The organism is Mesorhizobium sp. B2-5-7, assembly GCF_006440875.1.
Classification (GTDB): Bacteria; Pseudomonadota; Alphaproteobacteria; order Rhizobiales; family Rhizobiaceae; genus Mesorhizobium; species Mesorhizobium australicum.
Genome location: NZ_VFUO01000001.1, coordinates 269,116 through 293,730, shown reverse-complemented (window position 1 = coordinate 293,730; position 24,615 = coordinate 269,116). Strand labels below are relative to the sequence as shown.

The window sequence follows — 24,615 nt, the reverse complement described above, 5'->3', positions numbered from 1 at the left end:
CAAATTATATCCGCGCGGACGCCACCGCGCCGAAATGCACATCGCCGGCGGCGACCGTCAGAACAGACCCGTCATCGTCGCGGATCACGAAACGGCAGTCCTCGTCAATGGTCTCGAACACGCCACGCACCACATTACCGTCAATTCTGACAGCAACCTCGCCGCCAAGGCCCGCCGCGCGGGCCAGCCAACGCTTCCTGATGGCGGCAAGGCCACGTCCTTCGTCCCACAGGCGGGCATTCTCGCTCCAGGCATCCGACAGCGCCAGAAACAGCGTTTCGGCATCGCAAGCCGCGCCCAACGCGTGAAGCGATGTCGCGGGATAAGGCAAATCCCGCGGATGCGCCACCACATTGACGCCGATGCCCACCGCCACCGCGAAGCGGCTACCGTCAAGCATCGCCGACTCCAGCAGGATGCCGGCCAGCTTGGCGCCGGAGGCGAGCACATCGTTTGGCCATTTCAGCTCGAAACGGTTCTGTCCCTGGCTCGCTCCGTCGAGGCCTATCGCGATGCGGCCCTTCGGCACCACCGCGTCGAGCGCGTCGGCCAGCGCCAGCCCCGCGACGAAGCCGAGCGTCGCGGCAAGGCGCAATTCGCCGCCGGTGATGAGGAGCAGCGTCGCCGCCAGATTGCCTTCCGGCGTTGCCCAGGCACGGCCACGCCGGCCGCGCCCGCTTTCCTGCTTCTTGGAAACGACCCAGAGCTTGCCCGGGTCGCCCGCCCGGGCATGGTCCAGCGCCAGCGCGTTGGTGGAGCCGACACTGTCATGCGCCTCGAGCCGGAACCCTTCCGACGCCGAGGTTGGAGCCAGCCGAAATGCCATCCCGTCAGAAAAATGTCTTGGCGGCGGCTTCGGCATAGGTCCCGATCGGCCCGCCGATCAGCACGTAGAACAGCACGAAGGCGCCACTGACGCCGAGCACGACACGTAACTCGCTGGCCATCGGCACAAAGCCGCCGACCGGCTCATCGAACCACATGATCTTGATGATGCGCAGGTAGTAGTAAGCGCCCACCACGGAAGCGAGCACGCCGATGATTGCCAGGGCATAGAGGTTGGCGTTGATGGCGGCGAGGAAGACGTACCACTTCCCCCAGAAGCCGGCGAGCGGCGGAATGCCGGCCAGCGAGAACATCAGGATGGTCAGGATCGTCGCCATGATGGGGTTGGTCGACGAGAGGCCGGCGAGATCGCTGATCTGCTCGACATTGCCTTCCTTGCGCCGCATGGCAAGGATGAAGGCGAAGGTGCCGAGCGTCATCACCAGGTAGATCAGCATGTAGATGGCGACGCCGCGCACGCCGGCCTGGCTGTTGGCGGCAAGGCCGACCAGCGCGTAGCCCATATGGCCGATCGAGGAATAGGCCATCAGCCGCTTGATGTTGGTCTGGCCGATCGCGGCGAAGGAGCCAAGCGCCATCGAGGCGATCGAGATGAAGACGATGATCTGCTGCCAGTCGGAGGCGATCGGCTTGAACGCACCCATGGTGACGCGCACGATCAGCGCCATCGCCGCCATTTTCGGCGCTGCCGCCAGGAAGGCTGTCACCGGTGTCGGTGCGCCCTCATAGACGTCTGGCGTCCACATGTGGAACGGCACCGCCGAGATCTTGAAGGCAAGCCCGGCCAGCACGAAGACGAGGCCGACGACAAGGCCAAGCTGGCGCTCGCCGCCGCCCAGCGCCGTGGCGATCTCCTGGAAGCCGGTGTTGCCGGTATAGCCGTAGACCAGGCTGATGCCGTAGAGCAGCATGCCCGAGGACAGCGCGCCGAGGACGAAATATTTCAGGCCGGCTTCTGTCGAACGCAAATTGTCGCGATTGATCGCCGCCAGCACATAGATCGCAAGCGACTGCAGTTCGAGGCCGAGATAGAGCCCGATCATGCCGTTGGCCGAGATCATCAGCATCATGCCGAGCGTGCAAAGCAGGATCAGCACCGGATATTCGAACTTGTCGAAACGCTCCGCCTTGGCAAAGCGCATCGACATGATCAGCGTCACCGCCGAGCCGATCAGCGCCAGCACCTTCATGAAGCGGGCGAAGGAATCCTGGATGAAGGCATTGCCATAGGCGCTGCCCTGCCCTGCGTGGAAGATCAGCCAGGCGCCTGCGATCACCAGCACGGCGACGGCAAGGCCGGTCACCGTAACGGCGGTGTTGGAACGCGAATAGGCCCCGACCATCAGCAGCGCGAGCGCGCCGATGGCAAGGATCAGCTCGGGCGTCGAGAGCGACAGGCTGGAGAGAAGGTCCGGCGTCATGGTTCGCAAAACCCCTGGGTCAGTTCGCCGCCGCGGTCTGCGCGGCGCCGATGGATGCGGTGACATTGGTGACGAGCGACTTGACCGACTGGGCCGTCGCGTCGAAGACGGGTGCGGGATAGACGCCGAAGAAGATGACCAGCACGACCAGCGGATAGATGATCGCCTTCTCACGGGTCGACAGGTCGAGCAGCCCCTTCAGGCTGTCCTTGGTCAGCGCGCCGAAGATCACCCGGCGGTAGAGCCAAAGCGCATAGGCCGCCGACAGAATGACGCCGGTGGCGGCGAAGAACGCCACCCAGGTGTTGACCCGGAACACACCAAGCATGGTCAGGAACTCGCCGACGAAACCTGACGTGCCCGGCAGGCCGACATTGGCCATGGTGAAGATCAGGAACACGGTCGCGTATTTCGGCATGTTGTTGACGAGACCGCCATAGGCGGCGATCTCGCGGGTGTGCATGCGGTCATAGATGACTCCGACGCACAGGAACAGCGCGCCCGACACCAGACCGTGGCTGAGCATCTGGAAGATAGCGCCCTGCACGCCTTCCTGGTTCATGGCAAAGATGCCCATGGTGACGAAGCCCATATGGGCGACCGACGAATAGGCGATCAGCTTCTTCATGTCCTCCTGCATCAGCGCCACCAGCGAGGTGTAGATGATGGCGACGACCGACAGCGTGAACACCAGCGGCGCGAACATTTCGGAGGCCAGCGGGAACATCGGCAAGGAGAAGCGCAGGAAGCCGTATCCGCCCATTTTCAGCAGGATGCCGGCCAGGATGACCGAGCCCGCCGTCGGTGCCTCGACGTGGGCGTCGGGCAGCCAGGTGTGCACCGGCCACATCGGCATCTTCACCGCGAAGGAGGCGAAGAAGGCAAGCCACAGCCAGGTCTGCATGTTGGCCGGGAAGCTGTGCGTCAGAAGCGTCGGGATGTCGGTGGTGCCGGACTGGAAGAACATCGCCATGATGGCGAGCAGCATCAGCACCGAGCCGGCCAGCGTATAGAGGAAGAACTTGAACGAGGCGTAGACGCGCCGCTTGCCGCCCCATACGCCGATGATGATGAACATCGGGATCAGGCCGGCTTCGAAGAAGACGTAGAACAGCACGATGTCCAGCGCGCAGAACACGCCGATCATCAGCGTTTCCAGAAGCAGGAAGGCGATCATGTAGGCCTTGACGCGCTTCTCGATCGCTTCCCACGACGCCAGGATGCAAAGCGGCATCAGGAAGGTCGTCAGGATGACGAACAGCATGGAAATGCCGTCGACGCCCATATGGTAGGAAATGCCGGAATCGAGCCAGGCGACCTTTTCGACGAACTGGAATCCGGCCTGCGAATTGTCGAAGCCGGCCCAGATGAACAGCGACACCAGGAAGGTGAACGCCGTGGTGATGAACGCAATGGCGCGGATGTTGCGGCGCGCGTTTTCGCTGTCATCGTTGATGAACAGGATCAGCAGCACACCAACCAGAGGCAGGAAGGTGACCAGCGAGAGGATTGGCCAGGCGGTCATCAGAGCATCATCCAGGTGACGAGTGCGGCAACGCCGATCAGCATGGCGAAGGCGTAGTGGTAGAGATAGCCGGTCTGCAGCTTGACGACGCGGTTGGTGACGTCGACGACGCGCGCCGAAATGCCGTCAGGCCCGAGCCCATCGATGATGGTCCCATCACCGGTCTTCCACAGGAAGTGACCGAGACGCTTGGCCGGGCGAACGAACAGGAAGTCGTAAAGCTCGTCGAAATACCACTTGTTGAGCAGGAAGGCGTAAAGCCCGCGATGCTGGGCGGCCAGATTGACCGGCATCTCCGGCGAGCGGATGTAGAACTTCCAGGCCAGAGCGAAACCGATCAGCATGGCGATGAAGGGCGAGAGCTCTACCCACAGCGGCAATTCGTGGATCTCGTGCAGGATATGGTTGTCCGGCAGCGTGAACAGCGACGCCTTCCAGAACTCGGCATAGCCTTCGCCGATAAAGGAATTGTGGAAGATGATACCGGCAAACAGCGCGCCGGCCGCCAGCACGAACAGCGGCACCAGCATCACCGGCGGCGATTCATGGACGTGATGCATCACCTCATGGCTCGCCCGCGGCTTGCCATGGAAAGTCATGAAGATCAGCCGCCAGGAATAGAAGGAGGTGAAGCCGGCGGCGATGACCAGCAGGATGAAGGCCAGGCCGGCGACCGAATTGTGGCCGGCGAAGGAGGCCTCGATGATGGCGTCCTTGGAGAAGAAGCCGGCGGTGCCGATGACGGTCACCGGAATGCCGACGCCGGTCAGCGCCAGCGTGCCGATCACCATCATCCAGTAGGTGGTCGGGATCAGCGTCCTCAGGCCGCCCATCTTGCGCATGTCCTGCTCGTCGGAGACGGCGTGGATGACCGAGCCGGAACCGAGGAACAGCAGCGCCTTGAAGAAGGCGTGCGTGAACAAATGGAAGATCGCCGCGCCATAGGCGCCGACGCCGAGCGCCACGAACATGTAGCCGAGCTGCGAGCAGGTCGAATAGGCGATGACACGCTTGATGTCGTTCTGGACCAGGCCGACAGTCGCCGCGAAGAAGGCGGTGAAGGCGCCGATGAAGGTGACCACCGTCAGCGCCGAGTGCGACAATTCGAACAGCGGCGAAAGTCGCGCCAGCATGAACACGCCGGCCGTCACCATGGTGGCGGCATGGATCAGCGCCGACACCGGGGTCGGGCCCTCCATGGCGTCCGGCAGCCAGGTGTGCAGCGGCACCTGCGCCGACTTGCCCATGGCACCCATGAACAGCAGCAGGCAGACGACGGTCATTGCCGCCTGCTTGTCGAGCGCATGGCCGAGGAAGGTGAGCACGGCGGCACCTTGCGGCGCGCCTTCGGCCGGGATGAACGTCGCCGCATTGGCAAAGATCGTGCCGAGATTGACCGAGCCGAACAGCACGAAGACGCCGAAAATGCCGAGCGCAAAACCGAAATCGCCGACGCGGTTGACGACGAAGGCCTTTATTGCCGCGGCATTGGCCGACGGCTTCTTGTACCAGAAGCCGATCAGCAGGTAGGACGCGAGGCCCACCCCTTCCCAGCCGAAGAACATCTGCACGAGGTTGTCAGCCGTGACCAGCATCAGCATGGCGAAGGTGAACAGCGACAGATAGGCGAAGAAGCGCGGCCGGTTCGGATCGTGGTGCATGTAGCCGATCGAATAGATGTGAACCAGCGCCGACACGGTGTTGACCACCACCAGCATCACCACCGTCAGCGTGTCGATCCTGAGCGCCCAGGAGACGTCCAGCCCGCCGGACTGGATCCAGTGCAGCACCGGCACTGTGAACACCTCGCCATGGCCGAAGCCGACGGAAAAGAAGGCGACCCACGACAGCACGGCCGCAATCACCAGCAAGCCGGAGGTGATGTATTCGGATGCCTTGGCACCGAGCGCATTGCCGAACAGGCCGACGATCAGGAAGCCGAGCAGCGGAAGGAAGACGATCGCTTGATACATAGTCGCCCCGTCAACCCTTCATCATGTTCACGTCTTCGACCGCGATCGAGCCGCGGTTACGGAAGAAGACGACGAGAATGGCAAGCCCGATGGCGGCTTCAGCCGCCGCGACCGTCAGCACGAACAGCGCGAACACCTGGCCGACCAGATCGCCGAGCGCCGCCGAAAAGGCGACGAAATTGATGTTGACCGCCAGCAGGATCAGCTCGATCGACATCAGGATGACGATGATGTTGCGGCGGTTGAGGAAGATGCCGAACACGCCGAGCGTGAACAGGATCGCCGATACGGTCAGATAATGTGCGATGCCGACGACCATCTCAGACTCCTTCGCCCGACTTGACCTTGCGGATTTCCATGCCGGTCGCCGCGGTGCGGCCGACCTGGGCTGCGATCGACTGCCGCTTGACCCCTTCCTTGTGGCGCAGCGTCAAGACGATGGCGCCGATCATGGCGACCAGCAGGATGAGGCCCGAAATCTGGAAGTAGTAGAGGTAGTCGGTATAGAGGATGTCGCCGAGCGCCGCCGTGTTCGATCGCGCGGCGAGATCCGGGATGGGCTTTGCGACCGTCGAGGCGAGCTTCGGCGCGAAGGTGTAGCCGCCCAGCACCACGATCAGCTCCGCCGCCAGGATCAGCCCGACCAGCGCGCCGATCGGCGCGTATTGCAGGGCGCCGCTCTTCAGTTCGGCGAAATCGACGTCGAGCATCATGACGACGAACAGGAACAGCACCAGGACCGCGCCGACATAGACGACGAGCAGGATCATCGCCAGGAACTCGGCGCCGGTCAGCATGAACAGGCCGGCGGCGTTGAAGAAGGTCAGGATCAGGAACAGCACCGAATGCACGGGGTTGCGCGACGAAATGACCATGAACGCCGACGCCACGGCGACAAAGGCGAAGAGGTAGAAGAAGGCCGCCTCTAGTCCACTCAGCATTGGGGATCCCCCGGGTTCCTGTCCAAACAGGACGCTCGTCCTGTTTGATGTTTGCGACCGCCTCCGGTCGGCAAGTTTCGTTGTGTCCTATCGCATGTTCCGATCGGGTTGAAATACCCGATCAAAAGAAACATGCGACACTTTTGTCTTCCGGAGGATGATCTTGTCCGAAAAGTCCGCAACTTTTCGGGATCATCCTCTGGACGAGGCCCCTCGCCCCGTCCATGCGTCAGATGTCAGCGATAGGGCGAGTCCAGTGAGATGTTGCGCGCCAGTTCGCGCTCCCACCGGTCGCCATTCGCCAGCAGCCTGTCCTTGTCGTAGTAGAGTTCCTCGCGCGTTTCCGTCGCGAATTCGAAATTCGGCCCCTCGACGATGGCGTCGACCGGGCAGGCTTCCTGGCAGAAGCCGCAATAGATGCACTTCACCATGTCGATATCGTAACGCACCGTGCGGCGCGTGCCGTCATTGCGGCGCGGGCCGGCCTCGATGGTGATCGCCTGCGCCGGGCAGATCGCCTCGCACAATTTGCAGGCGATGCAGCGTTCCTCGCCATTGGGATAGCGGCGCAACGCATGCTCGCCGCGAAAGCGCGGGCTGATCGGGCCCTTCTCGTGCGGATAGTTGATCGTCTCCTTCGGCGCGAAGAACTGGCGCATCGACAGGAAGAAGGCGCTGACGAAATCCTGCAGCAGCAGCGATTTTGCGGCCTGGGACAAAGCGGACATCACGCAAACCCCGTGATCTTGAGGAAGGCGGCGGTGGCGACCACCATGAACAGCGAGATCGGCAGGAACACTTTCCAGCCCAGCCGCATCAGCTGGTCGTAGCGGTAGCGCGGCACGAAGGCCTTCACCATCGAGATGCCGAAGAACACGAAACAGACCTTCAGCACGAACCAGATCACGCCGGGCACCCAGGTGAAGGGCGCGAAGTCGAAGGGAGGCAGCCAGCCGCCGAGGAACAGGATGGTGGCCAGCGCGCACATCAGCACGATCGCGACATACTCGCCGAGGAAGAACAAAAGGAACGGCGTCGACGAATATTCGACCATGTGGCCGGCGACCAGCTCCGATTCGGCTTCGACCAGATCGAAGGGTGGACGGTTCGTCTCCGCCAACGCCGAGATAAAGAAGATGACGAACATCGGGAACAGCGCCAGCCAGTTCCAGTCGAGGAACGTGTTGGGCAGGCCGAGCCGCGTACCAAGCCCACCCTGCTGCGACAGCACGATATCGCTGAGGTTGAGCGAGCCGGCGGTGAGCAGCACGGTGACGATGACGAAGCCGATCGAAACTTCGTAGGACACCATCTGCGCCGCCGAACGCAACGCGCCGAGGAACGGATATTTCGAGTTGGACGCCCAGCCGCCCATGATCACGCCATAGACCTCGAGCGAGGAGATGGCGAAGACATAGAGGATGCCGACATTGACGTTGGCGATCGCCCAACCCTGGCTGACCGGTATGACCGCCCAAGCCGAGATCGCCAGCACGGCGGAGACAAGTGGCGCCAGCAGGAAGACGCCCTTGTTGGCGCCCGACGGGATGACCGGTTCCTTGAAGACGAATTTCAGCAGGTCGGCGAAGGCCTGCAGCGTGCCCCAGGGGCCGACGACATTCGGGCCACGGCGAAGCTGCACCGCCGCCCAGATCTTGCGGTCGGCATAAAGGATGTAGGCGACGAAGATCAGCAGCACCACGATCAGCACGACCGACTTCAAGAGGATCAGCAGCGCCGGCAGCACGTAGAAGGAGAAGAAGGTGTCCATGCTTATTCCGCCGCCTGCTTGAAGCCGCTCTTGGCCAGTGCCGAGCATTCCGCCATCACGGCCGATGCGCGCGCGATCGGGTTGGTCAGGTAGAAATCCTTGACCGGCGAGGTGAAGGTTCCCTTGTTCAACCGCCCGCCGAGCTTCGCCACGCCGGCGATATCCTCGGCATTGCCGGCCGCGACCTGGTCGATGCGAGCCAGATGCGGGTATTCGCCATAGAGCTTTGCGCGCAGCTGCGGCAGCGAATCGAACGGCAGTTTCTTGCCCAGTACGTCGGACAGCGCCCGCAAGATCGCCCAATCCTCGCGCGCGTCGCCCGGCGCGAAGCCAGCGCGGTTGGTCTGCTGCACGCGCCCTTCGGTGTTGACGTAGGTGCCGGACTTTTCGGTATAGGCAGCCGCCGGCAGGATGACATTGGCGCGATGCGCGCCGGCGTCGCCGTGCGTGCCGACATAGACGACGAAGGCGCCGCCGGTCTTGCTCATGTCGATCTCGTCGGCGCCGAGCAGGAACAGGACATCCGTCTCGCCCAGCATGCCGGCGACGTTCTTGCCGCCCTCGCCCGGCACGAAGCCGAGGTCCAGGCCGCCGACGCGCGCCGCTGCGGTGTGCAGCACGGCAAAGCCATTCCAGTCGGCGCGTGCGGCATTCACGGCGGCGGCGAGCCTGGCCGCTTGGCCGAGCACGGCCGCGCCATCGGCGCGCGCCAGAGCGCCCTGACCGACGATAATAAGGGGATGCGTCGCCTTCTTCAGCGTCTGGAAGAACTTGCCGTTGCCGTCCGCCAGATCCTTCAGCGAATCCGGCCCGGCGCCCAGCTGTTCGTAGTCATAGCGCGTGTCGCCGACATCGCCGATGACACCGACCGGCAGATTGCCGAGGCGCCAGCGCTTGCGGATGCGGGCGTTGAGCACCGAGGCCTCGAAGCGCGGATTGGCCCCGATGATCAGCACCGCGTCGGCCTGCTCGATGCCTTCGATGGTCGGGTTGAAGATATAGCTGGCGCGTCCGAGTGCCGGATCGAGCGTCGCGCCATCCTGGCGGCAGTCGGTGTTCTTCGAACCGAGCGAGGCCATCAGGAGCTTCAGCGCGTAGATTTCCTCAACCGCCGCGAGATCGCCCGCGATGGCGCCGATCTTGTCGGGGGCCGCCGCCGAAACCGCGCCCTTGATCGCCGCGAACGCTTCGGCCCAGCTCGCCGGAACCAGCCTGCCGTCCTTGCGCACATAGGGGCGGTCGAGGCGCTGCGTGCGCAGGCCGTCCCAGATGAAGCGGGTCTTGTCGGAAATCCATTCCTCGTTCACGGCTTCGTTGACGCGCGGCAGGATGCGCATCACTTCGCGTCCACGGCTGTCGACGCGGATCGCCGAGCCGACGGCATCCATCACGTCGATGGATTCGGTCTTGGTCAGCTCCCACGGCCGGGCCTGGAAGGCGAAGGGCTTGGAGGTCAGCGCGCCGACCGGGCAGAGATCGATCACGTTGCCCTGCAACTCCGAGGTCATTGCCTGTTCGAGATAGGTGGTGATCTCGGCATCCTCGCCGCGGCCGATCAGGCCGAGTTCGGAAATGCCGGCAACTTCGGTGGTGAAGCGGACGCAGCGCGTGCAGTGGATGCAGCGGTTCATCACTGTCTTGACCAGCGGGCCGATATACTTGTCTTCCACCGCGCGCTTGTTCTCGTGGTAGCGCGAGGAATCGACGCCGAAGGCCATCGCCTGGTCCTGCAGGTCGCACTCGCCGCCCTGATCGCAGATCGGGCAGTCCAGCGGATGGTTGATCAGCAGGAATTCCATCACGCCTTCCCGGGCCTTCTTGACCATCGGCGTGTTGGTGAAGATTTCCGGCGGCTCGCCGTTCGGGCCGGGGCGCAGGTCGCGCACGCCCATGGCGCAGGAGGCCTGCGGCTTGGGCGGTCCGCCCTTCACCTCGATCAGGCACATGCGGCAATTGCCGGCGATCGACAGCCGCTCATGGAAGCAGAAGCGCGGCACTTCCGCGCCCGCGTCCTCGGCCGCCTGCAGCAGCGTGTAATGGTCGGGTACAGTGATTTCTTTCCCGTCGACCTTGAGCTTTGCCATTCGCCTCAAACCCCTGCGGATTTCCCGCAATCTCATTTTCCGGGCGCGACAGACGCAGCGCCCGAGATTTCATTCACTTCTTCGCGGCCAGCGCCGCCGCCTGGGCAGTCCAGTCGTCACGGCCGATGCGGCCCTTGAACGACAGATAATCGTCGACCCAGGCAATCTCTTGCGGCGACCATGCGGCGATCTGGGCAAACGTCCAGATACCGAGGCCGTTCAGCACTCTTTCCAGCTTCGGGCCGATGCCCGATATCGCCTTGAGGTCGGACGGCCTCGTCGGCTTCTCCATGGCCTTGGGCTGCCTGAAATCTTCCGGCAGCAGCACATCCGCTGCCTCGCTTGTTGCCGGAGCGGCATTGGCGGCCGGCGCGGTGGTGGCGGCTTCCCTGGCTGCGATATCGGTGACTTCCTGGGCGAAGGACTGCGCCTCGGCAATCATCGTCTTCGCGGTCGCCCGCGCCCTGATGGACGACGAGTTCGCATCCTCGAATTGCTCGACGCGTGCCTCGAAATCCTCGATCAGCGGCTGCATGAGGCGGTGTGATGCCTCGGCGGCCCCCGAAAGCGCGCCCATCCAGACGCCGAACGCATGATTGGCGAGCCCCATGCCAAGCGCCGACATCGCCGCCGCACCCGCGACAGGGTGCGCGAAAAGGTTGACGGCGCTGGCCATCTCCTTCGGCATCATCCTGGTCAGGTCCTGGTTCATCTTCTCGATCTGGTCCAAATTGGGCATCAATGGGTAGGGTGTCGAATACGGCGCCATAGAGTTCTCCTGGTCGTTTCTTCGTTCGCCCCGCCCCGTTTCTTCCCGCGTTCAAAAGTTTCTTGTTATTCCGCCGCCACCATCACCGGTTCGGCCCGGTGCGCGTTGCGCGAAAACTCGTCGATGCGCCGCTCCACCTCGCCGCGGAAATGCCGCATCAGGCCCTGGATCGGCCATGCCGCCGCATCGCCCAGCGCGCAGATCGTGTGGCCTTCGACCTGCTTGGTGACGTCGAGCAGCATGTCGATCTCGCGCTTCTGAGCCTCGCCGCGCACCAGCCGCTCCATCACCCGCCACATCCAGCCGGTGCCCTCGCGGCACGGCGTGCACTGGCCGCAGCTTTCATGCTTGTAGAAGTAGGAAAGCCGCGCGATCGCCTTCACGACATCGGTCGACTTGTCCATGACGATGACGGCGGCCGTGCCGAGACCGGACTTGAGATCGCGCAGCGCGTCGAAATCCATCGGTGTATCGATGATCTGCTCCGCCGGCACCAGTGGCACCGAGGCGCCGCCCGGAATGACGGCGAGCAGATTGTCCCAGCCGCCGCGGATGCCGCCGCAATGGGTCTCGATAAGCTCGCGGAACGGGATCGACATCGCCTCTTCGACGGTGCACGGATTGTTGACGTGGCCGGAAACGCAGAACAGCTTGGTGCCGACATTGTTGGGCCGGCCGAAGGACGAGAACCAGGCAGCCCCCCGGCGCAGGATGGTCGGCGCCACCGCGATCGATTCGACATTGTTGACAGTGGTCGGGCAGCCATAGAGGCCGACATTGGCCGGGAATGGCGGTTTCAGCCGGGGCTGGCCCTTCTTGCCTTCGAGGCTTTCCAGCAGCGCCGTTTCCTCGCCGCAGATATAAGCGCCGGCGCCGTGATGCATGTAGATTTCAAAATCGTAGCCCGACGTGTTGTTCTTGCCGATCAGCTTGGCCTCGTAGGCCTCCTCGATCGCCCGCTGCAGCGCCTCGCGCTCGCGGATGAACTCGCCGCGCACATAGATGTAGGCGGCAATCGCGCCCATGGCGAAGCCGGCCAGGAACGCGCCCTCGACCAGCGTGTGCGGATCGTTGCGCAGGATGTCGCGGTCCTTGCAGGTGCCGGGCTCGGATTCGTCGGCGTTGATGACGAGATAGCTCGGCCGGCCGTCGCTCTGCTTGGGCATGAACGACCATTTCAGCCCGGTCGGGAAGCCGGCGCCGCCGCGTCCGCGCAGTCCCGACGCCTTCATCTCGTTGACGATCCACTCACGCCCCTTGGCGACGATGCCGGGCGTGTTGTCCCAGGCGCCGCGCGCCATGGCGCCGGCCAGCGACTTGTCGAAGAGGCCGTATATGTTGGTAAAGATGCGGTCTTTGTCCTGAAGCATTTTTCGTCCCTCAGACCGGCTTCTTGGTCGGCTTGGCGGCAGGCTGCTTGGTCTCCGGCGCCTTGAAGGCGCTGCCCGGTTCGGCCCGGTTCTTCGGCCCATTGCGTTGTTTTGGAGTCGCCTCGACTTCAGGAGCGGCCTTGTTGGCGTTGGCGGCCGAGTGAAGGGGTGGCGCAACGCTAGCCGCGTTCTCGGTGACCGGCGCGACCTTGGCCGGCGACGGCGTCTTCAACGTCGGGTTAGTCTCTGGCGCGGCGGTCTTCGGCCTGCTGGATTTCGACGGAGCAACCGGACCAGGCGCAGCTGGGGCGGCCGGTGCCGGCACCGGCGCAGCGATGATCGCGTCGGGCGCTGCCTTCGCGGCCCTGGCTGCTTCCCGGGCTTCACGGTCGCGGGTCGACTTGAGGATCGCCTTTTCGCTCTTCAACGTGGTCAGGCCGGAGGCCGGCTCCGAGCCGGTGCGGCCGTTCTGCGGTCCCGGCGTCACCGAGGCGCCCTTGCCCGCATCGTAGAGATCGATGATTTCAGCCAGCCGTTCCGGTGTCAGATCCTCGAACGTATCCTTGAACACCATGACCATCGGCGCGTTGACGCAGGCGCCGAGGCACTCGACCTCTTCCCACGACAAGGTGCCCTTGTCGTTGGTGTGGAATTGGTCGTGATGGATCTTCGAGCGGCACACATCCATCAGCGCTTCCGAGCCGCGCAGCATGCAGGGCGTGGTGCCGCAAACCTGGATGTGCGCACGGGTGCCAACGGGGTTCAACTGGTACTGCGTATAGAAGGTCGCGACCTCGAGGCCGCGGATACGCGGCATGCCGAGCATGTCGGAGATGGTCTCGATCGCCGCCTTGGTGACCCAGCCCTCCTGCTCCTGCGCTATCATCAGCAGGGGAATGATCGCCGACTGCTCGCGGCCCTTGGGATACTTCTTGATCCATTGCTTCGCCGCTGCCGCATTCGCCCGGTTGAAGGCGAAGGAGGCTGGCTGGACGCTGGCTTCTGCGAGACGGCGGACTGACATTTAGCGATCGACCTCACCAAACACGATGTCGAGGGAGCCGAGGACGGCGGTGACGTCGGCCAGCATGTGGCCGCGGCAGAGGAAATCCATGGCTTGCAGATGCGCGAAACCGGGTGCGCGCAGCTTGCAGCGGTAGGGCTTGTTGGTGCCGTCGGAGACTAGGTAGACGCCGAACTCGCCCTTTGGCGCCTCGACCGCCGCATAGACTTCGCCGGCCGGCACGCGGTAGCCCTCGGTATAGAGCTTGAAGTGATGGATGAGCGCTTCCATCGAACGCTTCATCGCCTGGCGCTTGGGCGGCACCACCTTGCCGTCGAGGTTCGACACCGGGCCGGTGCTTTCCTTGCCGAGCAAGAGATCGATGCACTGGCGCATGATCCGTGCCGACTGGCGCATTTCTTCCATGCGCACGAGGTAGCGGTCGAAACAGTCACCATTCTTGCCGACAGGAATGTCGAAATCCATTTCCGAATAGCATTCATAGGGCTGCGACTTGCGCAGGTCCCACGGCGAGCCCGAACCACGGACCATGACGCCCGAAAAGCCCCAGGCCCAGGCGTCGGCCAGCGAGACGATGCCGATGTCGACATTGCGCTGCTTGAAAATGCGGTTGCCGGTGAGCAGCCTGTCGAGATCGTCGAGCGATTTCAGGAAAGGGTCGATCCACTTGCCGATGTCCTCGACCAGCTGGCGCGGCAGGTCCTGGTGGACGCCGCCCGGACGGAAATAGGCCGCATGCATGCGCGAGCCCGAGGCGCGCTCATAGAACACCATCAGCTTTTCGCGCTCGACGAAGCCCCACAGCGGCGGCGTCAGCGCGCCGACGTCCATGGCTTGCGTCGTCACATTGAGGATGTGCGACATGATACGGCCGATTTCGCAATAGAGCACGCGGATCAGCTGGCCGCGCCTCGGCACCTCGATGCCGAGCAGGCGCTCGGCGGCCAGCGCGAAGGCGTGCTCCTGGTTCATCGGCGCGCAATAATCGAGCCGGTCGAGATAAGGCAGCGCCTGCAGATAGGTTTTTGCCTCGATCAGCTTCTCCGTACCGCGATGCAAGAGCCCGATATGCGGATCGACGCGGTCGACGACTTCGCCGTCCAACTCCAGCACGAGGCGCAAAACGCCGTGCGCGGCAGGGTGTTGAGGTCCGAAGTTGATGTTAAAGTTGCGGACGGAGGTTTCAGCCATTACTGCTTTGCCTTCTCATCCCCTGGCAGCACGTAATCCGTGCCTTCCCATGGGGACAGAAAATCGAAATTGCGGAATTCCTGCTTCAGTTCCACCGGCTCGTAGATGACGCGCTTGGCTTCGTCGTCGTAACGCACTTCGACGAAACCGGTGAGCGGGAAATCCTTGCGCAGCGGATGGCCTTCGAAACCGTAGTCGGTCAGCAGGCGGCGCAGGTCCGGGTGGCCCGAAAACAGCACGCCATAGAGATCGTAGGTTTCGCGCTCGAACCAGTCGGCGCCGGGATAGACGCCGGTGATCGAAGGCACCATCGTCTCCTCGTCGGCCTGCACCTTGATGCGAATGCGCACATTCTGCTTCGGCGAAAGCAGGTGATAGACGACGTCGAAGCGCTTGGCCCGCGACGGATAGTCGGCACCGCAGACATCGATGATCGAGATGAACTGGCAGCGCGCATCGTCGCGCAGGAAGGTCATCACCTCGATCAGGTTTTGAGGCTCGACGTGAACGGTGAGCTCGCCATAGGCGAATACCGCATCGCCGAAGCGGCCAGGCAGCTTCTCGCCGAGATAGGTCGACAGTTCGCTTAAGGAGGCGGCCATGGATTTACCGTTCGATCGTGCCGGTGCGGCGGATCTTCTTCTGCAGCAGAAGAATGCCATAGAGCAGGGCTTCGGCGCTCGGCGGGCAGCCGGGCACATAGATGTCGACCGGCACGACGCGGTCGCAGCCGCGTACCACCGAATAGGAATAGTGATAGTAGCCGCCGCCATTGGCGCAGGAGCCCATCGAGATGACGTAGCGCGGCTCCGGCATCTGGTCGTAGACCTTGCGCAGCGCCGGCGCCATCTTGTTGGTCAGCGTGCCGGCGACGATCATGATGTCGGACTGGCGCGGAGACGCCCGCGGCGCGACACCGAACCGCTCCGAATCGTAGCGCGGCATCGAGGTGTGGATCATCTCGACCGCGCAGCAAGCCAGACCGAAGGTCATGAACATCAGCGAGCCGCTGCGCGCCCAGGTGATCAGCGCCTCGGTCGAGGTGACCAGAAAACCCTTGTCGGCAAGCTCATTGTTGATTTCGAGGAAGAAGGGATCGTCCTCCCCCACCGGCCTGCCGGTGTTGGGATCGATAATACCTTTGGGCTTCGGCGCGACGAGGGTGCCTGAACTGTCGTTCAATCCCATTCCAGCGCTCCTTTTTTCCATTCATAGGCAAAGCCGATGGTCAGCACTGCCAAAAACACCATCATTGACCAGAAACCGAGCATGCCGATCTTCGAGAAGGACACTGCCCAGGGGAAGAGGAAGGCAACTTCCAGGTCGAATATAATGAACAGGATCGACACCAGGTAGAAGCGGATGTCGAATTTCATGCGGGCATCGTCGAACGAGTTGAAACCGCACTCGTAGGCGGAAAGCTTTTCGGGATCGGGGTTGCGATACGCCACCAGGAACGGAGCCGCCAGCAGCGCCAGGCCGACGACCAGTGCCACGCCGATAAACAGGACGATGGGCAGGTACGAACTGAGAAGTGCGTTCATGCAGCGGCTTTCCGTTGGCGCCAATCCACTTTGACTACAGCACCGAACCTTAATGCGGAAGCGTGACAGATTAACCGCTGAACCGTTTTAAGGGGCCTATGCTGCAACGCGGCGAGGGTTAGCGCAGCACTTCCAGCGAAGCAAGTCAAACCTTGTTCAAAACACCGAGCTGGACGGCATTCCGGGAGAAACTGGTCCCATCCGCTCCTGTTTGATTTCCTTCGCTTTTAACTCCACTTTTCTCTCCTGACAGGGTTGCCGCCAAAACCCTGCTAGCATGGACGGGAATCACGCCGGCAATGACGCCAGACAGGTCCATCAGGGACGCATACGCATGAAGGAAAAGATCTCGCTTGCCGCCGCGCGGCGCATCGCGCTCGCCGCCCAGGGATTTCTCGATCCCCGCCCCGCCGGCACGCCGGACCGCCGCCATTTCGCCCGCGTTCTGTCTCGCACCGGCCTGTTGCAGATCGATTCCGTCAGTGCGGTGGTGCGCGCTCATTACATGCCGCTCTATTCGCGTCTCGGCCCCTATCCCCTCGCTTTGCTCGACAACGCCGCCGTGACGCGCAAGCGCACCGTCTTCGAATATTGGGCGCATGAAGCCTCGTTCCTGCCGGTCGAGACCTACCCACTGATGCGCTGGCGCATGCAGCGCGCCGAGCAAGGCGATGAAATGTATCTGGGGCTGGCCAAATGGGGCCGCGAGCACGCAGCCTATATAGAAGAGATCTACCGCGAGGTCGTCGCGCGCGGGCCGATCGCCGCTTCGGCGCTCGAAGGCCAGAAAGGCTCCGGTGGCTGGTGGGGTTGGAGCCATGCCAAGCACGCCTTCGAATGGCTGTTCTGGGCCGGGCGCATCACCACCGCGCACCGGCGCGGCTTCGAGCGCTTTTACGACCTGCCGGAGCGCGTGCTGCCGCAGGCGATCCTCGATCTGCCGGTACCGACGCCTGAGGACGCGCATCGCGAATTGCTGCGCATTTCCGCCCGTGCCCATGGCGTGGCGACATCAGGCGACCTGCGCGATTATTTTCGACTCTCGCCGGCCGACATGAAAGGCCGGCTGGAGGAACTGGTCGAGCTCGGCGACTTGCTGCCGGTCCGTGTCGAGGGCTGGGACAAGCCGGCTTACCTTCACAAGGACGCCCGTATCCCGCGCAAGATCGAGGCCCGCGCTCTGCTGGCGCCGTTCGATCCGGTCGTCTTCGAGCGTTCGCGCTCGGAGCGGCTGTTCGACTTCCATTACCGCATCGAAATCTACACGCCGGCCGACAAGCGCCAATACGGCTACTATGTCCTGCCTTTCCTGCTCGGCGACAGGATCGTGGCGCGCGTCGACCTCAAGGCTGACCGGCCGGCCAGTGTCCTGCGCGTCCATGCCGCCTACGCCGAGCCCGGCACACCGCCCGAAACCGCAGCCCAGCTCTTCGAGGAATTGAAGCAGATGCAGGGCTGGCTTGGCCTCGAGCGCATGGAAATAACGCCTGCCGGCGACCTCGGCCCGGCGCTGTCCGACATCGCGGTGTCGTAAGCTCGCGTTGACACCGCTGCCCGCAAGAGCCTAAATCCCATCCAGACGGTCTCCTCTCGGCAAAGGGAGGAGCCAAGAGGGAATGCGGTGCGGGATTGAAGATCCCAAATCCGCGGCTGTCCCCGCAACTGTGAGCGAAGAGCCAAGGCCGAAAGCCACTGGGATTGTCCCGGGAAGGCGGCTACCCAAGGCGATGACCCGCGAGCCAGGAGACCTGCCGTCTGGAATGCAAGAGTCCGATCGCCTGGCGGGTTTTCCGGGCAAGGAGCCTGATGTGGATCGCGACAGCAGTTTTTCGGCTGAAACAACCGACATTTCGTCCGGCGGGAATCATCCCCTGGCCGGCATCACGGTCATTGTCTGCGCTTCCTGTCGCGACGAGACCGGCTCCGACGCCCATCCCCGGGCCGGCGAACTTTTGGCCGAAGATACGCGCCAAGCCGCCTCGGGCGAGAAGATTCGCATCCGCACGGTCGAATGCCTCGGCAATTGCAAGCGCCGCCTGAGCGCCGCGATCCTGCGCGACGGCTGCTGGAGCTATGTGTTCGGCGATCTGACCGCGAGCAGCGGCGCCGATCTGGTCACCGGCGCGAAACTCTTCGCCACCTCGAGCGACGGCCTCATTCCCTGGCGGGGCAGGCCCGATAGCCTCAAGCGCGGCCTCGTTGCCCGCATCCCTCCCCTCGACATGCTGAAAGACTGATCATGACAACATCTCTGTCCCGCGTTCCCTGCACCGTCGTCACCGGCTTCCTCGGCGCCGGCAAGACGACACTGGTCCGCCATCTCCTGGAAAATGCCGGCGGCAAGCGGATTGCCATCATCGTCAACGAGTTCGGCGACATCGGCATCGACGGCGAGATCCTCAAGGGATGCGGCATCGACACCTGCCCAGAGGAAAACATCGTCGAACTGGCCAATGGCTGTATCTGCTGCACCGTGGCCGATGATTTCGTGCCGGCGCTCGACCAGATCCTGTCGCTGACGCCTAAGGTCGACCATATCCTGATCGAAACCTCGGGCCTCGCTCTGCCCAAACCGCTGGTCCAGGCTTTCCAGTGGCCGACGGTGAAGAGCCGCGTAACGGTCGATGGCGTCATCGCCGTGGTCGACGGTCCCGCACTGGCGGAAGGCCGCGTCGCCAACGACATGGACGCCCTGCAGGCGCAGCGCGCGCAGGACGAGAGCCTCGACCATGACGACCCGGTCGAGGAAGTGTTCGAGGACCAGATTGCCTGCGCCGACCTGATCATCCTGTCGAAGAGCGACCTGATGGATGCCGCCGGTTCAGCCCGCGCCAACGCCATTATCAACGAACACTCCGCCCGCGCCGTGAAGATCGTGCCGACGTCTCATGGCAAGGTCGATCCCTCGGTGCTGCTCGGGCTCGGTCTCGCCGTCGAGGACGACATCGAGAACCGCAAGTCCCACCATGACGGCGCATTCGATCACGAGCATGACGACTTCGACACGTTCATCGTCGACATTCCCTCGATCGCCAATCCCGATGAGCTGGCAAAGCGCGTCGCCGCGGCCGCCGAACAGGAAAACGTGCTGCGCGTGAAAGGCTTCGTCGAGGTCGGCGGCAAACCGATGCGGCTCCTGCTGCAGGCCGTCGGCCCGCGCGTCAATCATTACTACGACCGCGCCTGGACCGCCGGGGACGACCGCCGCTCGCGCCTCGTCGTCATTGGCCTCAAGGGGCTGAACCGCCCGGCGATCGAACGTATCCTCGCCGGCTGATTTTCAGGCCCGGGCCGCGATGCACATCCTCACCACGACCTCCGCCTCGCTCGACGATCTCGCCGAGCCCGTCGACCTCAGGCAGGCGCCGGCGGATATCGTGGCCCTGTCCTTCACCGACAGCGATCTCGCCGGACTGGCTGCGGCGTGGAAGGCCGATGCCGGTCGCCTGCCCTCGATGCGGCTGGCCGCACTGCGCGACCTGCGCCATCCCATGTCCGTCGACCTCTGGATAGACTGCGTCGCCCGCCACGCCAAAATCATCCTGGTGCGCATCCTCGGCGGCTACGACTGGTGGCGCTATGGCTGCGACCAACTGGCGGTGATTGCCCGCGAACGCGGCATCAAACTGGCGCTGCTTCCCGGTGAAAGCCATGACGAGGATCTCAGGCTGATCGAAGCCTCGACGCTGCCGCGCGCCGAACTGGACGGCCTGCTCGGCTATTTCCGCGAGGGCGGCCCGGCCAATATGAGCACGCTGGTGCGGATGCTGGCGAGATTGGCCGGACAGGACACGCCCGTCGCCAACCCGGTCAGCGTGCCGAAGGCCGGTTACTATCAGGCTGGATTGGGGGTCGCGGAGGAGCCGGCCGGTTCAAATGCCGGCACACCCATCATCCCGATTCTCTTCTACCGATCGATGCTGCTCGCCGCCGATGTCGCCCCGATCGATGCGCTGGCCGAGGCTTTGCGCTCCAGGGGATTGGCACCGGTCCCGATCTTCGTTTCCAGTCTGAAGGATCCGGTGTCGCTTGCGTTCGTCGAAAATGCCGTCGCATCGCTGAAACCCGCCGCGATCGTCACCGCGACCGCGTTCGCTTCCGGCGCCGAGCCCGGCGTCGAAACCTTGTTCGACCGCGCCGGCGTGCCCGTCTTCCAGGTCATCGTTGCCACCACGCGCCGCGACATTTGGGAAAACAACCAGCGCGGCCTGGCGCCCGCCGACCTTGCCATGCATGTCGTGCTGCCCGAACTCGACGGCCGCATCCTCGCCGGCGCCATTTCCTTCAAGGCCGAGAGCGATATCGATCCGGCGCTTGGCCATCGTGCGTTGGCGAACCGCCCGGAACTGGATCGGGTGGAGCAAGTGGCGGGTCGAGTCGCGGCTTTCATCCGGCTGCGGGAGACAAGACGGGAGGAGCGCAAGCTCGCGATCCTCATTCCCGATTATCCCAGCGCCCCTGGCCGCACCGGCTATGCGGTCGGGCTGGACGTGCCGTCCAGCGTGCTGGCCATGCTGCACGACTTGAGCGAACAGGGCTATGCCGTTGAGGGGATTCCGCAAACTCCGCGTGAATTGCTGGATTTGCTGGAGCGGGGCAGTGATGGGCTGAGGCTGGCAGACTATAACTCCTTTTCGACGGAGTTACCGACGTCTGCAACTGCCGCTGTAGAGGCTGCTTGGGGCAGAGCGGAAAGCGAGACAGGTCTTCGCGAGGCGCCCCCCTCTGTCCTGCCGGACATCTCCCCCTCTAGGGGGGAGATTGAACTTTCGTCGCGGCTTTCGCCAACCACCAACATTGCAGAGGGAACGACGGCCTCCGAACTGCCAATCTCCCCCCTTGAGGGGGAGATGTCCGGCAGGACAGAGGGGGGCGCTCAAGCGCCAGCCGCCAGCTTCCCCTTCCGCGCCGCGCATTTCGGCAATGTCACCGTGGCACTCGCCCCCGACCGGGGCCGCTCGGCCGACCGTCGCGCCGACTACCACGATCCGACCCTCCCCCCGCGCCATGCCCTGATCGCCTTTGGCCTGTGGCTGCGCAAATCGCTCGGCGTCCACGCTCTCGTCCATGTCGGCGCCCATGGCACGCTGGAATGGCTGCCCGGCAAGACCGTCGCGCTGTCGCAAACCTGCTTTCCCGAGATCGTCACCGGCGCATTACCCGTCATCTATCCCTTCATCGTCTCCAACCCAGGCGAAGCAGCGCAGGCCAAACGGCGCATTGCCGCCGTCACGCTTGGCCATTTGCCGCCGCCGCTGGCAGGCGCCGGGCTGGACGAGGACCAGCACGAGCTCGAGCGGCTGGTCGACGAATACGCCCAGGCCGACGGGCTCGACCGCCGTCGCCGCGACCGGCTCGCCAGGCTGATTGTCGAAACCGCGCAAAAGACCGGCCTTGCCTCGGAAGCCGGCGTCGCCAAGACCGACGCGCCCGACGAAGCGCTGCGCCGCATCGACGCCTGGCTCTGCGACCTCAAGGATTTCGCCATCAAGGACGGGCTGCACATCTACGGCCGCGTTCCAAACGACGAACCAGACTCCAGGCGCCGGCAAAGCGCGGACACCGAGAAAGCCTCCCTGCTCGCGGCGCTCGATGGCCGTCACGTCAAGGCGGGCCCGGCCGGCGCACCCGCGCGCGGTCGTTCCGATGTTTTGCCCACCGGCCGCAACCTGTTCACCTCGGATCCGCGCACCATGCCGACGCCCACCGCATATGATCTTGGCAAAGCCGCGGCGGAAGAAGTGGTGCGCGGCTACACGCAGTCGCATGGCGACTGGCCGCGTTCGCTGGTGATCGATCTCTGGGGCTCGGCTTCGCTGCGCACCGGCGGCGAGGAGATCGCGCAGGGGCTGGCCTTGATGGGCTGCCGGCCGCAATGGGACACTGCCACCGGCCGCATCACCAGCATCGAGGTGCTGCCCCCGGCCGCGCTCGGCCGCCCGCGTGTCGACGTCACCTGGCGTATATCAGGTCTGTTCCGCGACATGTTCCCGACCCAGATCGCGCTGATCGACGCCGCCGCCAAGGCCGTCGCCGCGCGCGACGAGGACGATTCGGAAAACCCGCTCGCCGCCAAAACCCGCGCCGACGGCAAGGTCAGCCCACGGATCTTCGGCACTTCGCCCGGCACGTACGGCGCCGGCGTCGAGGACATGCTGTCGAGCGGCGACTGGACGGCGCGCGAAGAGATCGGCCGCGCCTATCTCGACGCGACCTCGCATGCCTATGGCGGTGCCGGCGGCGAAGGCGTCTCGGCACCTGGAGCGTTTGAAGGCCGCATCGCTGAGGCCGATCTTCTCGTCCACACCGGCGACGACCCCGGCCGCGACATTCTCGAAGGCTCCGCCGACGTCGCTTTCATCGGCGGCTTCTCGGCCGCCTTGGCCACACTTGGCAGGAACGCCGACGTCATCGTGCTCGACACCACGGATCCGCAGAGGCCGAAACCGCGATCGGTCGCCGAGGCGGTCTCGCGCGTGGTGCGCGCCCGTGCGGTCAATTCACGTTTCATATCGGGCCAGATGCGCCACGGCCCGCGCGGCGCCTCCGAATTCGCCGAAACCGTCGACCGGCTGGTCGGCTTCGCCGAGACCACCCATGCCATTTCAGGCGCGCTGATCGAGGCTGTGCACGATGCGTATCTTGGCGACGCGGACGTCCGCGCCTTCATCCTGCGCGAAAATCCCGCAGCCGCCAAAGTCATTGCCGAGCGCTTCCTGTCGGCGCGCCGGCGCGGCCTCTGGCATCCCTTGCGCAATTCCATCGACGACGATCTCGCCGCGCTGATCGCCGAGGCCAACGCGCTCGGGGTCGCGGCATGAACGCCTTCTCGCGCCGTGGCGCCTGCCCTGCTTTGTCGGCGCCGATGCAGACAGGCGATGGGCTGCTGGTGCGGCTCAACCCGGTCGCCGGAGGCCCATCTTCCGGAGGGTTGTCCCCGAAGCTGTTGATCGCCCTGGCTGAGTCAGCCTCGCGGCACGGCAACGGCATCATGGAAGTGACGGCCCGCGGCAGCCTGCAGATCCGCGGCCTGACAACGGAAAGTGCCGCGTTGCTGGCGGCGGAGGTCGATGCGCTGGGCATCGCGGTGCGCACCGGCGTACCGGTCGAGACCGGCCCGCTGGCCGGTATCGACCCACACGAGATTGCGGATCCCCGGGCGATGGCTGAGCGGATCATGGCGGCGATCGAAGATGCCGGACTGGCACCAAGGCTGGGGCCGAAGGTTTCGGTGGTCGTCGACGGCGGCGGGCAGCTGACTCTGGATGCGGTGACGGCCGATGTCAGGCTGAAGGCGGTTGGGGTCAGCGCTGGCACCCTTTGGACCATATCAGTTGCCGGTGACCGCCAAAGTGAGAAGCGACTTGCGACGGCTGGCGAAGATGCGGCGCGCGACATTGCTGTCGCGGCGCTTCGGATGGTCGCTGAGAAGGGTCGGGACGCACACACACGGGATTTGTCGGAGCGGCAGTTGGCCTCTCTCGGAGGTTGGCACTCTACGGCGCCCCCCTCTGAGGGAGGCGCCTCGCGCAAGCCTATCGGCCTTTTCTCCTTAGCCGGCGACATTTTCACCTTCGGCATCGGCCTCCCCTACGGCAGCATGCCGGCGGACAAGATCATCGGCCTCGCGCAAAAAGCTCTTGCCTTCGGCACGTCAGAAATCCGCCTCGCCCCCGGCCGCGCCTTGCTTTTCCTCGGCCAGCCGACGGAAGCCAATCAATCCCTTCAAGATACCGCCGCCACCCTCGGCTTCGTCACCTCTCCCACCGACCCGCGCACGCGCATCGCGGCTTGCCCCGGCGCCCCGGCCTGCGCCTCCGGCCGGATCGCGACCCGCGACATCGCCGAGGCGATCGCCACCGAAAACGCGGACATCCTGGATTTCACGCTGCACGTGTCGGGCTGCGCCAAGGGCTGCGCCAATCCCGCCCCGGCAGCGCTCACAATTGTCGGCGGCGAAAATGGAGCCGGACTTGTCGTGAACGCGACGGCAAAGGCCCTTCCTGACGGCTACAGGCCGGGTTATGACGCCGCGCGCGGCTTCAGCCGCGTCGCGGCGATGATCCGCGGCGCACGACATCAGGGCGAAACCGCCGCCGCTTGCCTGACAAGGCTTGGCACGGCAGCAATCGCCGAAATGTACCAACAGGAATGAG

The 24,615-nt window shown here is 64.2% G+C and carries 20 protein-coding genes, 1 pseudogene and 1 riboswitch; of the genes and pseudogenes, 5 read left to right on the top strand and 16 right to left on the bottom strand.

What is annotated here, in order from left to right; genetic code table 11:
• Window positions 1–4 precede the first annotated feature (4 nt).
• The 16 genes and pseudogenes from FJ543_RS01400 to FJ543_RS01325 all read right to left on the bottom strand — a co-directional run bounded on the left by FJ543_RS01400 (window position 5) and on the right by FJ543_RS01325 (window position 16,459).
• Window positions 5–826 (bottom strand): biotin--[acetyl-CoA-carboxylase] ligase, encoded by an 822-nt coding sequence (locus FJ543_RS01400; RefSeq protein WP_140615830.1) that lies wholly within the window; start codon window positions 824–826, stop codon window positions 5–7.
• A gap of 4 nt (window positions 827–830) precedes the next feature.
• Window positions 831–2,267, bottom strand: coding sequence for an NADH-quinone oxidoreductase subunit NuoN (gene nuoN, locus FJ543_RS01395; RefSeq protein ID WP_140873446.1), 1,437 nt, complete (start codon window positions 2,265–2,267; stop codon window positions 831–833).
• A gap of 19 nt (window positions 2,268–2,286) precedes the next feature.
• Window positions 2,287–3,792: an NADH-quinone oxidoreductase subunit M gene (locus FJ543_RS01390; protein WP_015317350.1), complete on the bottom strand. Its 1,506-nt coding sequence runs from the start codon at window positions 3,790–3,792 to the stop codon at window positions 2,287–2,289.
• Window positions 3,792–5,765, bottom strand: coding sequence for an NADH-quinone oxidoreductase subunit L (gene nuoL / locus FJ543_RS01385; protein WP_140873444.1), 1,974 nt, complete (start codon window positions 5,763–5,765; stop codon window positions 3,792–3,794). Before nuoL ends, FJ543_RS01390 begins: the two co-directional genes overlap by 1 nt.
• Before the next feature lie 10 nt (window positions 5,766–5,775).
• The gene (nuoK, locus tag FJ543_RS01380; protein ID WP_023798863.1) at window positions 5,776–6,084 is read right to left on the bottom strand and encodes an NADH-quinone oxidoreductase subunit NuoK; all 309 of its coding nucleotides are present in this window, start codon (window positions 6,082–6,084) and stop codon (window positions 5,776–5,778) included.
• A gap of 1 nt (window position 6,085) precedes the next feature.
• The gene (locus FJ543_RS01375; protein ID WP_015317347.1) at window positions 6,086–6,706 is read right to left on the bottom strand and encodes an NADH-quinone oxidoreductase subunit J; all 621 of its coding nucleotides are present in this window, start codon (window positions 6,704–6,706) and stop codon (window positions 6,086–6,088) included.
• A gap of 236 nt (window positions 6,707–6,942) precedes the next feature.
• Window positions 6,943–7,434, bottom strand: coding sequence for an NADH-quinone oxidoreductase subunit NuoI (gene nuoI / locus FJ543_RS01370; RefSeq protein ID WP_015317346.1), 492 nt, complete (start codon window positions 7,432–7,434; stop codon window positions 6,943–6,945).
• Window positions 7,434–8,477, bottom strand: coding sequence for an NADH-quinone oxidoreductase subunit NuoH (nuoH, locus tag FJ543_RS01365; RefSeq protein ID WP_015317345.1), 1,044 nt, complete (start codon window positions 8,475–8,477; stop codon window positions 7,434–7,436). Before nuoH ends, nuoI begins: the two co-directional genes overlap by 1 nt.
• A 2-nt stretch (window positions 8,478–8,479) precedes the next feature.
• Entirely contained in the window at window positions 8,480–10,561 is a 2,082-nt protein-coding gene (gene nuoG, locus FJ543_RS01360) for an NADH-quinone oxidoreductase subunit NuoG (RefSeq protein ID WP_015317344.1), read from the bottom strand.
• A 73-nt stretch (window positions 10,562–10,634) separates the two neighbouring features.
• The gene (locus FJ543_RS01355) at window positions 10,635–11,330 is read right to left on the bottom strand and encodes a hypothetical protein (protein WP_015317343.1); all 696 of its coding nucleotides are present in this window, start codon (window positions 11,328–11,330) and stop codon (window positions 10,635–10,637) included.
• A 65-nt stretch (window positions 11,331–11,395) separates the two neighbouring features.
• Window positions 11,396–12,700: an NADH-quinone oxidoreductase subunit NuoF gene (gene nuoF / locus FJ543_RS01350; RefSeq protein ID WP_015317342.1), complete on the bottom strand. Its 1,305-nt coding sequence runs from the start codon at window positions 12,698–12,700 to the stop codon at window positions 11,396–11,398.
• Window positions 12,701–12,722: 22 nt separating this feature from the next.
• Window positions 12,723–13,724 (bottom strand): annotated as a pseudogene (nuoE, locus tag FJ543_RS01345) (NADH-quinone oxidoreductase subunit NuoE); the annotation flags it as partial.
• Window positions 13,725–14,915: an NADH-quinone oxidoreductase subunit D gene (locus FJ543_RS01340; RefSeq protein ID WP_015317340.1), complete on the bottom strand. Its 1,191-nt coding sequence runs from the start codon at window positions 14,913–14,915 to the stop codon at window positions 13,725–13,727.
• Entirely contained in the window at window positions 14,915–15,517 is a 603-nt protein-coding gene (locus tag FJ543_RS01335; RefSeq protein ID WP_015317339.1) for an NADH-quinone oxidoreductase subunit C, read from the bottom strand. The genes FJ543_RS01340 and FJ543_RS01335 overlap by 1 nt, the downstream gene beginning before the upstream one ends.
• Window positions 15,518–15,521: 4 nt before the next feature.
• Window positions 15,522–16,103 (bottom strand): NADH-quinone oxidoreductase subunit B, encoded by a 582-nt coding sequence (locus FJ543_RS01330; protein WP_015317338.1) that lies wholly within the window; start codon window positions 16,101–16,103, stop codon window positions 15,522–15,524.
• Window positions 16,094–16,459, bottom strand: a complete 366-nt coding sequence (locus tag FJ543_RS01325) for an NADH-quinone oxidoreductase subunit A (RefSeq protein ID WP_010910112.1) — start codon at window positions 16,457–16,459, stop codon at window positions 16,094–16,096. The genes FJ543_RS01330 and FJ543_RS01325 overlap by 10 nt, the downstream gene beginning before the upstream one ends.
• 334 nt (window positions 16,460–16,793) lie before the next feature.
• Between FJ543_RS01325 and FJ543_RS01320 the strand changes: the two genes are divergently transcribed.
• The 5 genes from FJ543_RS01320 to cobG all read left to right on the top strand — a co-directional run bounded on the left by FJ543_RS01320 (window position 16,794) and on the right by cobG (window position 24,614).
• Window positions 16,794–17,993 carry a winged helix-turn-helix domain-containing protein gene (locus tag FJ543_RS01320; RefSeq protein ID WP_015317337.1) on the top strand — a complete coding sequence of 400 codons (1,200 nt, stop codon included), beginning with the start codon at window positions 16,794–16,796 and terminating at the stop codon, window positions 17,991–17,993.
• 29 nt (window positions 17,994–18,022) lie between these two features.
• Window positions 18,023–18,230: riboswitch (cobalamin riboswitch) on the top strand.
• Window positions 18,231–18,267: 37 nt separating this feature from the next.
• Window positions 18,268–18,696, top strand: coding sequence for a DUF1636 family protein (locus FJ543_RS01315; protein ID WP_083883227.1), 429 nt, complete (start codon window positions 18,268–18,270; stop codon window positions 18,694–18,696).
• Between the two features lie 2 nt (window positions 18,697–18,698).
• Entirely contained in the window at window positions 18,699–19,736 is a 1,038-nt protein-coding gene (cobW, locus tag FJ543_RS01310) for a cobalamin biosynthesis protein CobW (RefSeq protein WP_015317335.1), read from the top strand.
• A 19-nt stretch (window positions 19,737–19,755) separates the two neighbouring features.
• Window positions 19,756–23,280, top strand: coding sequence for a cobaltochelatase subunit CobN (locus tag FJ543_RS01305; RefSeq protein ID WP_140873442.1), 3,525 nt, complete (start codon window positions 19,756–19,758; stop codon window positions 23,278–23,280).
• On the top strand, window positions 23,277–24,614 hold the full coding sequence (cobG, locus tag FJ543_RS01300) for a precorrin-3B synthase (protein WP_140873441.1): 1,338 nt from the start codon (window positions 23,277–23,279) through the stop codon (window positions 24,612–24,614). The genes FJ543_RS01305 and cobG overlap by 4 nt, the downstream gene beginning before the upstream one ends.
• The last annotated feature ends 1 nt before the right edge of the window (window position 24,615 follow it).

Bases quoted from the DNA above. Each gene is read 5' to 3' on its own strand.
- FJ543_RS01400 (WP_140615830.1), bottom strand. From the start codon at position 826: ATGGCATTTCGGCTGGCTCCAACCTCGGCGTCGGAAGGGTTCCGGCTC.
- nuoN (WP_140873446.1), bottom strand. From the start codon at position 2,267: ATGACGCCGGACCTTCTCTCCAGCCTGTCGCTCTCGACGCCCGAGCTG.
- FJ543_RS01390 (WP_015317350.1), bottom strand. From the start codon at position 3,792: ATGACCGCCTGGCCAATCCTCTCGCTGGTCACCTTCCTGCCTCTGGTT.
- nuoL (WP_140873444.1), bottom strand. From the start codon at position 5,765: ATGTATCAAGCGATCGTCTTCCTTCCGCTGCTCGGCTTCCTGATCGTC.
- nuoK (WP_023798863.1), bottom strand. From the start codon at position 6,084: ATGGTCGTCGGCATCGCACATTATCTGACCGTATCGGCGATCCTGTTC.
- FJ543_RS01375 (WP_015317347.1), bottom strand. From the start codon at position 6,706: ATGCTGAGTGGACTAGAGGCGGCCTTCTTCTACCTCTTCGCCTTTGTC.
- nuoI (WP_015317346.1), bottom strand. From the start codon at position 7,434: ATGTCCGCTTTGTCCCAGGCCGCAAAATCGCTGCTGCTGCAGGATTTC.
- nuoH (WP_015317345.1), bottom strand. From the start codon at position 8,477: ATGGACACCTTCTTCTCCTTCTACGTGCTGCCGGCGCTGCTGATCCTC.
- nuoG (WP_015317344.1), bottom strand. From the start codon at position 10,561: ATGGCAAAGCTCAAGGTCGACGGGAAAGAAATCACTGTACCCGACCAT.
- FJ543_RS01355 (WP_015317343.1), bottom strand. From the start codon at position 11,330: ATGGCGCCGTATTCGACACCCTACCCATTGATGCCCAATTTGGACCAG.
- nuoF (WP_015317342.1), bottom strand. From the start codon at position 12,700: ATGCTTCAGGACAAAGACCGCATCTTTACCAACATATACGGCCTCTTC.
- FJ543_RS01340 (WP_015317340.1), bottom strand. From the start codon at position 14,915: ATGGCTGAAACCTCCGTCCGCAACTTTAACATCAACTTCGGACCTCAA.
- FJ543_RS01335 (WP_015317339.1), bottom strand. From the start codon at position 15,517: ATGGCCGCCTCCTTAAGCGAACTGTCGACCTATCTCGGCGAGAAGCTG.
- FJ543_RS01330 (WP_015317338.1), bottom strand. From the start codon at position 16,103: ATGGGATTGAACGACAGTTCAGGCACCCTCGTCGCGCCGAAGCCCAAA.
- FJ543_RS01325 (WP_010910112.1), bottom strand. From the start codon at position 16,459: ATGAACGCACTTCTCAGTTCGTACCTGCCCATCGTCCTGTTTATCGGC.
- FJ543_RS01320 (WP_015317337.1), top strand. From the start codon at position 16,794: ATGAAGGAAAAGATCTCGCTTGCCGCCGCGCGGCGCATCGCGCTCGCC.
- cobW (WP_015317335.1), top strand. From the start codon at position 18,699: ATGACAACATCTCTGTCCCGCGTTCCCTGCACCGTCGTCACCGGCTTC.
- FJ543_RS01305 (WP_140873442.1), top strand. From the start codon at position 19,756: ATGCACATCCTCACCACGACCTCCGCCTCGCTCGACGATCTCGCCGAG.
- cobG (WP_140873441.1), top strand. From the start codon at position 23,277: ATGAACGCCTTCTCGCGCCGTGGCGCCTGCCCTGCTTTGTCGGCGCCG.